The organism is Paracandidimonas soli, from assembly GCF_004342005.1.
Classification (GTDB): Bacteria; Pseudomonadota; Gammaproteobacteria; order Burkholderiales; family Burkholderiaceae_B; genus Paracandidimonas; species Paracandidimonas soli.
On record NZ_SMBX01000001.1, the window covers coordinates 489,820 to 501,749 of the forward strand.

An 11,930-nucleotide genomic window follows, 5' to 3' on the forward strand; every position below is an offset into this window, starting at 1 on the left:
GCGCCTTTCGGCGGCGTGGCAATACCTTACCCCTGGAGATTCTCATGCAAGTCCATGGAAGCTGTTATTGCGGTCAGATCAAGTATGAAGCCACGGTGGATCCGGAGCAGACGTCGATCTGTCACTGCACCGACTGCCAGAAACTGTCCGGCACGGCCTACCGTGCGTCCGTGCGCACGATCGAAGGCACGTTCCGCCTGCTGGCTGGCCAGCCGTCCGTATTCGTGAAGCTCGCGGACAGCGGCGCAAGGCGCGCCCAGGTCTTTTGCCCGAACTGCGGCTCGTCGCTCTACGTCCATGATGCGGATAATCCGACGGTCTACAATCTGCGGCTGGGCAGCGTCGATGAGCGCGCGGCCTTCGTCCCCAAGAAACAGATCTGGTGCCGCTCGGCACTGGGCTGGGCGCAGAATCTGGAAGGCGTGGAGAGGCGGGAAACCGTTTGATCACGCGCCCAAGCGCAAGCCTTGTCGTTCACGACGAGATCAAGCGAGGCAGTGTTCATACGGCGCCGTAGGCGCCCCCATATGGTGGTGAGAAAGCTCCCGACTTCAGGCGGGAGTGGCCTGCTAGAGCCCGCCTGCCACAGGCAGGATCGCGCCTGTCACATACGAAGCCTTGTCCGAGATCAGCCACAGCATGGCTTCGGCGATTTCATCGGGCTGGCCTGGGCGCCGCATGGGGATGTTCTTGGCGACGCGGGCGGGGCGGTCGGGCTCGCCCATCGTGGCATGGATGTCTGTCAAGGTTGTCGCGGGCGCGACGGCGTTGACCCGGATACCGTCGGCCGCCAGTTCTTTCGCGAGCCCGACGGTGAAGCTCTCCAGTGCGCCTTTCGCGGCGGCATAATGCACGTACTCCCCGGGAGAGCCCAGCCTGGCCGCGGTCGATGATACGTTCAGGATGCAGCCCTCGCGGTCTTCCGATTTCCATGCATTGGCAGCCTGCTGGCTGAGCAGCATGGGGCCGAGCACATTGACATTGAGCACGCTGCGCATGACGTCTTCCGTCACTCCCGGGAAAGGCCCCAGCGGCCCGGTGATGCCGGCGTTGTTGATCAGTACGCCGATAGGGCCGATCTGCTGCTCGGCCTTGCGGAACAGCCCGCTGATGGATGCCGCATCGCCGGTGTCCGCCTGAATGCAGGCGATGCGCGCGCCCAGGGAAGTCAGCTCGTCGACCAGGGCTTGCGCCTTCTCTTCATGCGCGATGTAGGTGAAGCAGATGGGATGCCCCTGCGCGGCGGCCAGCCGTACAAAGGCGGCTCCTATGCCGCGGCTGCCGCCGGTGATCAGGATGCCGGGGAGGTCGTTGCCGGGAGATTGTTCTTTTTGCTCGCCGTTGTTTTGCATGGCTTGTCTCCTTGAGATTGGGCTGCATCTTGAGCGTGTATGGCAGGTTCAGGCAAGAGTGCGGCGCAGTGATTGGAGCGTACCATGCCGGGCCGCGCGATGGCGGCGCCGGTTGCCGAGATCCGGTTGACTGCTTCAACCGGATTTATGCGGGAGTCACAGCCTCGCCAAGATTCAGCATCAGCCGGTTGGCCCAGGCGAACAGGGCGCTGGCATTGATGGCGTCCAGGATTTCGAGCGAGCTGAAGCCTGCGGCCGACATGGAAGACAGCGTGTCCAGTGTGATGCCGGAGGGGGCGGACGTGATGGCCGAGGCCAGATGTACGATAGCGCGCTCACGCTGATTGGTGCCTGCTGTGTCCGGATCCTGAAACAATTGCGCTATCACGTCATTTCGCTTTGCCAGTTGCTCGAAGCGTTGCGCATGCACCGACAGGCAATAGACGCACCGATTGATGCGGGAAACGACAGCGGTGGCAAGTTCGCGCTCCGCGCGCGGCAAGCCTCCCGGCGCATACATGATGGTGTTGAAGACAGTGGATCTCTCATGCAGGATATCGGGCTGCAGCGCGAGCAGCAGATAGAAGTCCGACGTGCGCGCCTTTGGATGGCTGGCTTGCAGCACGGCTTCCTGCTGTGCGGTGGCCTGCTCCGGATCCAGCACAGGCAGCCAGGCTTTCCAGTCCAGAGTCTCGCTGGTGAATCCATTGATGCGAAGCGCCTGGCCGGGAGGAGGCAGATTGGCGGGGTGGACGAATGACGTATTGTCCTGCGCAGGTTGCGGTGCCGCGGAGGCATCCAGTGTGCGCCAGGCCTGCCAGCCGGCCAGCAGCCGTACCTGAAAGCTGACGAATCCCACCAACTGGGCCAGCAGCACGATTGCGGGAGTGGACAGCCCCGCCTGTTGCAGTACCTGCAGCGCCAGTGGATCGGCGCTGGCCGGATCGGCGGCGACGCTGAGCACGAAGCTTTCTATGGCAGCCGCGCGCGGCGGGACATCGGCAGGCAGTGATTCCTGCCGTGCCAATTGTTGCCATGGACCGGCGTCCGGCAGGGACAGCAACTGGTCGGCATAGTACTGCGCCAGCGCCGTGATCCCGGCCTGGCGACAGACCAGCAGCGCAGCGCCGATACGCTCCGGAGCATCCAGGCCGTCGCCGATATCCTGAGAGAAGAACAGCTCATGGCAGTTCTGTATGCTGTCGACGATCTTGTGCCGCTGCGCGAGGCTTTGTCCGGCCGCGCTGGCGGGGGTGATGCCGGCCAGGCGGCTCAGCAGATCTTGGGAGGCGGTGTCGGTCATGAGCTTGATATCCGGGATTGCAGTGTGCGCAGGCGTTGCGCGGAATCGGCGGGCGTCCATTCAGATCCATCCAGCTCGGGTTCGGCATACTGTTGCAGCGCAGCCCAGTGATCGTCGAGATCCTCGCGGTAGAGCAGGCTGGCCAGCCGCGTGCTCAACAGGCGGGCGCCATCGCTGATGGCCGGGATGTCGCCGGATATCGTGCCGAATGACAGCGAAGCGGGGTAGCAGAAAGCATGGATGCGCGACAGGCCGGGGCAGCAGCCGGGGGTGCGCTCCTGGAAGCCAAAGGCGTCGTCCAGGTCGGGAGAGTTTTCCAGTTCGGTGTCCGTCTCTTGCTCTCCGGGCTGGAACCGCTCCGCCCATAAGCGCACATGCGGAGCAAATGTGGCGAACTCTGGGCGCTGCGACCAGTCCGGCAGGAAACCGGTGGCGACCACCAGGAAGTCCAGCGGAAAATCGCCCAGGCTGGTGCGCACCTGCAGAGGAGCCTGCTTCTGCCCGGTAGGCTGTACGCTGATGACCGCGCAGCCGGTATGGAAGTACGCATTGGCGTGGCGGGAAACGCGCAGCGTACTGCCTTGCGGCGGCGGCACCTGCAGTGTGTTGATGTAGTGGCGGATGCGCCACTTCCAGTCGTCGGGCAAGTCGACGTGGGCATGCGTAAGGCCCAGGACTCCCGCGCCCTTGGCTTTGTTGATGCGTGGAATGTCCTGGCGGCGGATCAGCAGATCGACGCTGGCCGCGCCCAGTTCGATCGCGGTGGCTGCGCTGTCCATGGCCGAAGCCCCTGCGCCGATGACGCCCACGTGCTTGCCCTTCAGTTGCGTGTAGTCGAACTCATCGGATGAATGCGCCCACCAGCGGCGGTCGACGCCTTGCATGAAGGAGGGAATCGCGGGGCCGCCCAGGCCGTCGCGCCCCGTGGCCAGAATGACGCGGCGAGCCACGACGCGTTCATCATGTCCTTCTGCCCCGGCTGGCGCGCCGGTGGCGGGGGCGACGGTCAGTTCAACGCGATCCGCATGCGGGATTATGTCCGTTACGCAAGCGTGATTGCGGATGCGCGGTCGCGTTACCTTGCGGTACCAGCGCAGGTAATCTATCCATTCCAGGCGTGAAATCTTGTCCAGGAGCGCCCAGCCGTCCGGGCCGTGCTGGGCTTCGTACCATGCGCGGAAAGTCAGGTTGGCGATACCCATGGCAGGGCCCGTCAGTTCCTTGGGCGAACGCAGGGTTTCCATGCGCGCCGTGGTGGCCCAGGGACCCTCGAAGCCCGGGGCGGACCGGTCCAGCAGCAAGGCATGGATGCCTTGCTGGGCCAGTCCGAATGCCAGCGCCAGGCCGGCCTGTCCCGCGCCGATGATGACGACGTCTTCAATAGCCTGCCCGTCATGATGGCGGCGGGGGACCCACGGCTTGGCGGGCCAGTTCAGGCAGGCCAGGTCGTGGTCGAGACGGGATTCCAGTTCAGGCAGGCCGATGGGATCAGCAGAGGGGTGAGGCATGTGGTGTATCTTGCAAAAGGCAGCGCGGCGCTGCCATGTATATTGCTCCGGCTTTTATTCCAGCCGGATGTCCGCTTCGCGGATGACAGTATCCCATTTTTGCCGATTGTCGTGTACCGTGCGGCGGAACTGAAGGGGAGACTCCAGGCGCACCTGGTTGCCCTGGCTCTCGAAGCGGGCGCGGATCGCCGGATCCTGCAGGGTCTCCTGCACCGCCTTGTTGATCGTTTCGACAATGGCGGCATCCGTGCCCTTCGGTGCGAAGATTCCGAACCAGATGGTGCTGTTGAAGTTCTCGGTGCCGGGTACGCCGCTGGACGCGATGGTCGGCACATCAGGCACGGCGGCTACGGGAGACGCGGTGGTCACGCCCAGCAGCCTGACCTTGCCCGCCTGATAATGAGAGAGCACGGTTTGCACCTGGTTCATGATGCAGCAGGTTTCCCCGCGCAATACGGACGTGATGGCTTCGGGGCCGCCTTTGTATGGCACATGCAGCAGCTGCAGGCCCAGGCGCGAGTTGAACTCGGCGAACGCCATGTGGGTTCCTGCGCCGTTGCCGGTCGAGGCAAAGGCGTACTTGCCCGGGTTGGCGCGCACGATGCTCACGAATTCTTCCAGGTTCTTGGCATCAATGACGTCAGGGTTGACGGTCAGCGCGTTCGATACGTCGAGCACGGGGGCGACGGCGACGAAGTCCTCTTCGACGTCGAAGGGCAGGTCCTTGTACAGCGAGGCGTTGCTGCCGTGGGTGGCCGCAGTGCCGAACAAGAGCGTGTAGCCGTCTGCCGGCGCGCGTGCCACATACTCGCTGGCAATGTTGCCGGCCGCGCCGGGCTTGTACTGTATGACGACCGTCTGGCCCAGCTTTGCGCTCAGGGGTTCCTGGATCAGCCGGGCCACGACGTCGACGCCGGATCCCGCGGGAAACCCCATGATCAGATTGATGGGACGGTCCGGCCACGTGGCGGCTCCGGCAAAGGGGGCCGTGGCAAGCGCGAGGCCGGTGATCAGGGTCTGCAGTAGCCGCGACAGCGAGACGGGAAATGACATGAGTGTTCCGTGTGAGTGAATTGATTTTCGACACGGGGATGATACATATGCCGTTATTACTATTTTGAATGAATATATCCGAGGGAGGGGAGGCCGCCGTACAGGATCGGGCCAGGCCTGGAGTCGCAATTCCGGAGGAAATTTTGCTGCAAAGCAATAAAATTTTCCCGCCTGATGGTGGCGTGTTTCTTAATAAGAAATATATTATATAACTATATGATTTAATTAAGAAAAATATTTATTTTCTATTGAGGGAAAACTATTGATCAGGAATATATCAAGCCTTAGACTTGTCTCCAGGCGCAAATATTTTTGCGCTGCAACGTAGATAGCTTTCAACAGGAGACTAGACATGCCCCAATCCCTCAACCAACAACTCAGTCGCGATCAGCAGATTCAGGCCCTGGAAAATGACTGGGCCCACAACCCACGCTGGAAAGGCATAAAGCGAGGCTATTCCGCGGAAGATGTCGTGCGTCTGCGCGGCAGCCTGCAGCCCGAATACACGCTGGCGCACCGAGGCTCGGAAAAGCTTTGGGAAAAGATCAATGGCGGCGCCAAAAAGGGCTACGTGAATGCCTTCGGAGCGATCACGGCCGGGCAGGCTATGCAGCAGGCCAAGGCCGGCCTGGAAGCCGTGTACCTGTCCGGCTGGCAGGTGGCCGCGGATGGCAACACTTCGGAAACCATGTATCCGGACCAGTCCCTGTATGCGTATGACTCGGTTCCCGCCATGGTCCGGCGCATCAACAATACATTCAAGCGAGCCGATGAAATCCAGTGGGCGCGCGGCATTAATCCGGGGGATGAAGGGTTCATCGACTATTTCCTGCCTATCGTGGCCGATGCGGAGGCTGGCTTTGGCGGCGTGCTCAATGCCTTCGAACTGATGAAGAACATGATCGCGGCCGGCGCGGCCGGAGTGCACTTCGAGGACCAACTGGCAGCGGTGAAGAAGTGCGGCCATATGGGAGGCAAGGTGCTGGTGCCCACGCAGGAAGCATGCGAAAAACTGATTTCGGCCCGTCTTGCCGCGGACGTAATGGGCGTGTCCACGCTCGTGCTGGCGCGCACCGATGCCGAGGCGGCCAATCTGGTCACCAGTGATCACGATGCCAACGATATCCCCTTCCTGACGGGTGAGCGCACCCAGGAAGGCTTTTATCGCGTCCGGAACGGACTGGAGCAGGCCATCAGCCGAGGCGTGGCCTATGCGCCGTACGCGGATCTGGTCTGGTGCGAGACCGGCACGCCGGACCTGGGCTTTGCGCGCGAGTTTGCGCAGGCCGTGCATGCGGAGCATCCGGGTAAGCTGCTGGCGTACAACTGCTCGCCTTCCTTCAACTGGAAGAAGAACCTGGACGATGCCGTGATCGCCAGGTTCCAGGACGAGTTGTCGGACCTGGGCTACAAGTACCAGTTCATCACCCTGGCCGGCATCCACAGCAACTGGTACAACACATTCAAGTTCGCCCATGCCTATGCGCGCGGCGAAGGCATGCGGCACTATGTGGAAATGATCCAGGAACCCGAATTCGCCGCGCGCGAGCTGGGTTATACCTTCGTCTCGCATCAGCAGGAAGTGGGGGCGGGGTATTTCGATGACGTCACCACAGTGATCCAGGGAGGTACCTCCAGCGTGAAGGCTCTGGCGGGCTCCACCGAGGAAGCGCAGTTCCATTAAGCCACTGTATTCCTTCGGTGTCGAGGCAAAGCGCGGACCTGGCCCGCGCTTTGCATTTGCGTGTCAGGCCGGATTTGCGGGAAAGAGCGGCGCGAACGCGCTTGCCTTGCCGGCAGGGTAAAATGCCCGGTTATGCAATCTTTTGGACCAGGACTCTCATGGCTTTGCAATGCGGTATCGTTGGCTTGCCCAACGTCGGAAAATCCACTCTCTTCAACGCCTTGACCAAGGCCGGCATCGCCGCTGAAAACTACCCCTTCTGCACGATCGAGCCCAACGTCGGCGTAGTGGAAGTGCCTGATCCCCGCCTTGCTGAACTTGCGAAGATCGTCAAGCCGGAGCGCGTTCTGCCAGCCGTCGTGGAGTTCGTGGACATTGCCGGCCTGGTGGCGGGCGCGTCCAAGGGCGAAGGCCTGGGCAACCAGTTCCTGGCCAATATTCGCGAAACCGACGCAATCGTTCACGTGGTGCGCTGCTTCGAAGACGAGAACGTGATCCACGTGGCTGGCCGCATCGATCCTATTTCCGACATCGAAGTCATCAATACCGAACTGGCGCTGGCCGATCTCGGCTCCGCCGAAAAGGCGCTGAACCGCCACCAGAAAACCGCGCGTGCCGGCGACAAGGAAGCGATCAAGATGGTCGCCCTGCTGGAAAAAATCATGCCGGCGCTCAACGAAGCCAAGCCTATCCGCTCACTGAAGCTGGACGAGGACGACCTGGCGCTGATCAAGCCCTTCTGCTTCATCACGGCCAAGCCCTGCATGTACGTGGCCAACGTCAAGGAAGACGGCTTTGAGAACAACCCGCACCTGAAGGCCGTGCAGGATTACGCCGCTGCGGAAAACGCGCCCGTAGTGGCGGTATGTGCCGCCGTCGAAGCGGAAATCGCCGAGCTGGACGACGAGGACAAGTCCGTGTTCCTGGCCGACATGGGCATGGACGAGCCCGGTCTGGATCGCGTCATCCGCGCGGGCTTCCGTTTGCTGGGTCTGCAGACATACTTCACCGCCGGCGTGAAGGAAGTGCGCGCCTGGACGATCCGTGTCGGTGATACCGCGCCCAAGGCTGCGGGAGTGATCCATACGGACTTCGAGCGCGGCTTCATTCGCGCGCAGACGATTGCGTATGAGGATTTCATTGCTTGCAAAGGCGAGCAGGGCGCCAAGGAAGCCGGGAAGATGCGGGCGGAAGGGAAGGAGTACGTGGTGCAGGACGGGGATGTGCTGAATTTCTTGTTTAACGTCTGACCTAACTTCTTCGGATCTCGGTGATATCGGACAGTCTCTGTCTTCCGACCTTGAAAGATAGTGATGCGTTATATCGATACCAGGCGAATTTCCAGTTGCTGAAGTAGTGCGGTAACAAGGTCAAAACAGGGTAACCAAACAGAATAAATGGGGTAATTTCGCGGAATTACCCCATTTCAATCCATCGACTGATCCGCAGTCAGAAAACTTAGTCGCAGCAACGTATCACGCGCAATATCCACAATGGAATCGATGCGCGAATTGTGCGTTGCCGTCATGTAGGAAATATAGAAACCAGCTGGCTCAATGGGCGGATCGCATGGCAGTGTGCGCACGATGCCTGTTGCCAGCATTTCTCGCAACAGTGGCAACGGCAGGATGGAAATGGCGTGGCCTGCCGCAGTCAATCTGGCAATCAGGGCCAGGGAATTGCTGGTGCTGAGCGATTGAATTTCCGTCCCTCCTGTGCTCAGCCAGCTTTCTACGACTGCATGCAGGGTCGATGGCGCCGAGTGCGTGGCGATATTCATGCCGCGAGCGTCCTGCGGACGGAACGGATCTGCATGAATGGGCAGGGAGGGCGAAGCCACCCAGGCAAACGGCATCCAGCCGATGAAGCTGTCCGTAATCTCGGGCGCTGTCGAGGGATTGGTCAGAAACGCGATGTCCAGCTCTTTGGCATTGAGCTTGCGGTTCAGCACGGATCCTACATCCACCGTGATTTCCAGATCGAGCGAGGGAAAGTGCTCCTTGATTTGCGTAATGACCGCGGTTAGCCCCACAGTGGCCGAACATTCGTCGGCGCCGAGGCGCAGTTTGCCAATTAGGTCACGGCTTTTGCGGAAGTGTTCCAGTTGGCGGCTGCTGTGCAGCGCCTGCTCTGCATGACGTAGTGCCGCCAGTCCGGTTTCCGTCAGCGTAACGCGTTGGCGAGAGCGTTCGAACAGTTCCGCTTCCAGTGTGTTTTCCAGTTCTCTGATACGGGAAGAAACGGCCGGCTGCGTCAGGTGCAGATGCCGCGCGGCCGCATGAATACTGCCCAGATGAGCGGCCCAGTAAAAAGCTTCCAACTGACTTAGGGTTATCCGCATGATAAGAAAATTCTCTCAAGTTGGCGGAGATTATTGATTATTCAGGGAAATTTGTGCGTGATATTCTGCCCTGGACTTGGCTCCGCTATCTCTTTGCTTTCATTATAGTGACACATTCGGCATGTATCTGATTCACGCATTACCTGAGCCCATTCCACCGCATGACCTGGCTTTGCTGGTACGAGCCGAGCCCGCCACAGTTGGGCATTTCCGCACAATGGGCTTCATGGATTCGGGGATCCGGTCCCACAGCCAGGACATCCGAGTGGCGGGTACGGCGATTACCGTACGCATGCCAGGCACGGACGGCGGCATCCTGCACCACGCTATGGGCTGCGTCCGGCCTGGCGATATCCTGGTGGTCGATCGTTGCGGTGAGGCCGTGACGGCGGCATTCGGCGGAGCCATGGCGTATGCGGCGCTGCAGGCAGGAGTAGCGGCGCTGATCGTGGACGGTCTGGTGACGGACCTGGGAGAGCTGCGCCAGTATGGCATACCGGTGTGGTCGCGTGGCCCTTCGGCAGTGACGACCCGTGTGCTTGGGCTCGATGGCGAGTTCTGCGGCATGGTCAGCTGTGGCGGCGTATCGGTGTGTCCTGGCGATGCCATCCTGGCCGATGAGAACGGCGTGCTGGTGCTGCCACGCGAGCAGATCACGACGGTGGCGGAACAGGCCATCGACTTCCAGGAGCGGGAAAAGCTGACATTGGCCCGCTTGCGCGCCGGCGAGAAATTTCCTGACATCGTAGGGTCGCGCGCGCTCATCGAGAGCAATCGCGCAGCGGGTGTCGCGTAAGGAAGAAAAGCCGGTTTCCTTGTTGTTTGTGTTCAACATTCTGCCGGTTGGCAGGAAGGGGGGTATTCATGAAAAAAATCGTAGGAGCGATATTGCTGGCGGCTGCTCACGCCGGCGCGATGGCGGCGGACCTGCCCAAGACTCACTTCAAAGTCGTAGGGGGCGGCAGCCACAACTATACGTTTGGTGCCGTGGAAAAGCCATTCTGGGAAACCATGCTGCCGGAAGCATCCGGCGGGCAGGTGACTGCAGATCTGGCTGGATTGGCGGAAAGCGGGCTGAAAGGGCCAGAAGTGGTGCGGCTGATGCGTGCAGGAGCCGTCGACATCGGCATGGGCGTTTTCGCTTATGTCAGCAGCGATGATGCAATGTTCGAAGGGATCGACTTGCCCGGCATGGCGACTGACATTGATACTGCTCGCAAGGTCGCGCAGGCCTATCGTCCCGTGCTGGACCGGCGCATGAGCGAGCGACATGGCATCAAACTATTGGCCACGGTGGCCTATACGGCCCAGGTGTTCTTCTGCCGTGAGCCCGTGGCGCAATTGGCTGATCTGAAGGGGCGCAAGATCCGAACTCGTGGTCGCAATATGGCGGATTATGTCAGCGCCCTGGGGGGCAATCCTGTCACGCTCCCGTTTGCCGAAGTCGTGACGGCGTTGCAGACGGGCGTGATCGATTGTGCTGTGACCGGCATCGGTTCGGGCAATGCCGCCAAGTGGTTCGAAGTGGCCAACAATCTGTACAACCTGCCCATCGATTGGTCGGTCGGGTTCTACGGCATCGGCCTGAAACGCTGGCAGCGTCTTGATCCCTCGGTGCAGGCCTTGCTGGAACAGCAGTCCCAGGTCCTGGAAAACCGCCTGTGGGATGAAACGAAGCGGGAAAACGATTTTGCGTTGGCCTGCAATACAGGGGAAGGAGATTGCCAGATTCATGAAAAAGCCAACATGAAGGCAGCTGCTCCTACCGCACAGGATCAGGCAGTCTTGCGCAGCATTGCACTGAATATCGCTCAGCAGTGGGGCAAGCGCTGCGGGACGGATTGCGTACGAGAGTGGAATGAAACAGCAGGCGCCGCCGTCGGTGTCACCATCGACTGACCATGCGCCAAAGCGCGGGCCTCGCCGATCACGGAGAAGTTAAGCGAGGCCGCTCTTTTTCTTATTTAAAGCCGCTGGCTCTTCCATCATATTGCGACGGAGAGTCTCCGGCAGACGGGTCTGTCTTCCTCAACAGGAAGGCAGAAGCACAAAGGGGAAGCGTTGTGGAGCGACAGGCATTGGCACCAGTACGCATACTGGGCAAAGTGGCTGGATTCGGCATCTGGATAGGCGGCATCTGCCTGCTGGTGTCGTCCACCCTGATCGTGGTGGATCTGATACTGCGAAAATTTTTTGGCTGGTCCCTGGGGGGCGCAGATGAGATCTCGGGCTATGTACTGGCAATCGTCAGCGCCTGGGCATTTCCCATCACGTTGCTGCGCCGTTCGCATATCCGCGTGGACGTGGTCTACACACACATGCCGCGCCGCATACGCATCGTGCTGGATTTGTTCGCCATGACCTGCATGGGAGTCTTTATTGGCGTGCTGACCTACCATGCATGGCAAGTTCTGATGGATTCCATTGCGTTCAATGCCATTTCGAATACGCCGCTGCAGGTACCGCAGTGGATTCCCCAATCCTTATGGTTTGCAGGGTACCTGTTTTTCCTTGTGACGATCGTGGTGCTGCTGGCTTGCTCTTTGTGGCTGCTGGCCAGGCGCAGGCCACGTGAAGTGGGTGGCTTGATCGGCATCCATTCTGTCGAGGAAGAAATCCACGAAGAAGTGCATCCGGAAAGCATGGCGGCAGTTTCGCCAGGGCATCAGACCATGCAGGAGAAATAATT

The 11,930-nt window shown here is 60.5% G+C and carries 11 protein-coding genes; 6 read left to right on the top strand and 5 right to left on the bottom strand.

Annotated elements, in window-relative coordinates:
• The first annotated feature begins 44 nt into the window (after positions 1–44).
• On the top strand, positions 45–446 hold the full coding sequence (locus EV686_RS02265) for a GFA family protein (RefSeq protein WP_132473011.1): 402 nt from the start codon (positions 45–47) through the stop codon (positions 444–446).
• A gap of 123 nt (positions 447–569) precedes the next feature.
• Here the strand turns inward: EV686_RS02265 and EV686_RS02270 are convergent, their stop codons facing one another.
• The 4 genes from EV686_RS02270 to EV686_RS02285 all read right to left on the bottom strand — a co-directional run bounded on the left by EV686_RS02270 (position 570) and on the right by EV686_RS02285 (position 5,216).
• Complete coding sequence (locus EV686_RS02270) at positions 570–1,352, bottom strand: SDR family NAD(P)-dependent oxidoreductase (RefSeq protein ID WP_132473013.1); 783 nt, start codon at positions 1,350–1,352, stop codon at positions 570–572.
• Positions 1,353–1,497: 145 nt separating this feature from the next.
• The gene (locus EV686_RS02275) at positions 1,498–2,655 is read right to left on the bottom strand and encodes a CMD domain-containing protein (protein WP_132473015.1); all 1,158 of its coding nucleotides are present in this window, start codon (positions 2,653–2,655) and stop codon (positions 1,498–1,500) included.
• Positions 2,652–4,163: an FAD-dependent oxidoreductase gene (locus EV686_RS02280; protein ID WP_132473017.1), complete on the bottom strand. Its 1,512-nt coding sequence runs from the start codon at positions 4,161–4,163 to the stop codon at positions 2,652–2,654. The genes EV686_RS02275 and EV686_RS02280 overlap by 4 nt, the downstream gene beginning before the upstream one ends.
• 54 nt (positions 4,164–4,217) lie before the next feature.
• Complete coding sequence (locus tag EV686_RS02285; protein ID WP_132473019.1) at positions 4,218–5,216, bottom strand: Bug family tripartite tricarboxylate transporter substrate binding protein; 999 nt, start codon at positions 5,214–5,216, stop codon at positions 4,218–4,220.
• A gap of 352 nt (positions 5,217–5,568) precedes the next feature.
• Between EV686_RS02285 and aceA the strand changes: the two genes are divergently transcribed.
• Positions 5,569–6,900 (top strand): isocitrate lyase, encoded by a 1,332-nt coding sequence (aceA, locus tag EV686_RS02290; RefSeq protein WP_132473021.1) that lies wholly within the window; start codon positions 5,569–5,571, stop codon positions 6,898–6,900.
• Between the two features lie 158 nt (positions 6,901–7,058).
• Positions 7,059–8,150 carry a redox-regulated ATPase YchF gene (gene ychF / locus EV686_RS02295; protein ID WP_132473023.1) on the top strand — a complete coding sequence of 364 codons (1,092 nt, stop codon included), beginning with the start codon at positions 7,059–7,061 and terminating at the stop codon, positions 8,148–8,150.
• 176 nt (positions 8,151–8,326) lie between these two features.
• On the opposite strand, the gene EV686_RS02300 is transcribed toward ychF, so the two are convergent.
• Entirely contained in the window at positions 8,327–9,220 is an 894-nt protein-coding gene (locus tag EV686_RS02300) for a LysR family transcriptional regulator (protein ID WP_243650707.1), read from the bottom strand.
• Positions 9,221–9,362: 142 nt separating this feature from the next.
• On the opposite strand from EV686_RS02300, the gene EV686_RS02305 reads away from it, so the two are divergent.
• The 3 genes from EV686_RS02305 (at position 9,363) to EV686_RS02315 (ending at position 11,928) form a co-directional block, all read left to right on the top strand.
• On the top strand, positions 9,363–10,037 hold the full coding sequence (locus tag EV686_RS02305) for an RraA family protein (protein ID WP_132473027.1): 675 nt from the start codon (positions 9,363–9,365) through the stop codon (positions 10,035–10,037).
• A gap of 68 nt (positions 10,038–10,105) precedes the next feature.
• Positions 10,106–11,140 carry a TRAP transporter substrate-binding protein gene (locus tag EV686_RS02310; protein WP_132473029.1) on the top strand — a complete coding sequence of 345 codons (1,035 nt, stop codon included), beginning with the start codon at positions 10,106–10,108 and terminating at the stop codon, positions 11,138–11,140.
• A 206-nt stretch (positions 11,141–11,346) separates the two neighbouring features.
• The gene (locus EV686_RS02315) at positions 11,347–11,928 is read left to right on the top strand and encodes a TRAP transporter small permease subunit (protein ID WP_377748279.1); all 582 of its coding nucleotides are present in this window, start codon (positions 11,347–11,349) and stop codon (positions 11,926–11,928) included.
• Positions 11,929–11,930: the final 2 nt, after the last annotated feature.

Coding starts and splice junctions, on each gene's coding strand:
- EV686_RS02280 (WP_132473017.1), bottom strand. CDS start 4,163: ATGCCTCACCCCTCTGCTGATCCCATCGGCCTGCCTGAACTGGAATCC.
- EV686_RS02285 (WP_132473019.1), bottom strand. CDS start 5,216: ATGTCATTTCCCGTCTCGCTGTCGCGGCTACTGCAGACCCTGATCACC.
- aceA (WP_132473021.1), top strand. CDS start 5,569: ATGCCCCAATCCCTCAACCAACAACTCAGTCGCGATCAGCAGATTCAG.
- EV686_RS02275 (WP_132473015.1), bottom strand. CDS start 2,655: ATGACCGACACCGCCTCCCAAGATCTGCTGAGCCGCCTGGCCGGCATC.
- EV686_RS02265 (WP_132473011.1), top strand. CDS start 45: ATGCAAGTCCATGGAAGCTGTTATTGCGGTCAGATCAAGTATGAAGCC.
- ychF (WP_132473023.1), top strand. CDS start 7,059: ATGGCTTTGCAATGCGGTATCGTTGGCTTGCCCAACGTCGGAAAATCC.
- EV686_RS02270 (WP_132473013.1), bottom strand. CDS start 1,352: ATGCAAAACAACGGCGAGCAAAAAGAACAATCTCCCGGCAACGACCTC.
- EV686_RS02310 (WP_132473029.1), top strand. CDS start 10,106: ATGAAAAAAATCGTAGGAGCGATATTGCTGGCGGCTGCTCACGCCGGC.
- EV686_RS02305 (WP_132473027.1), top strand. CDS start 9,363: ATGTATCTGATTCACGCATTACCTGAGCCCATTCCACCGCATGACCTG.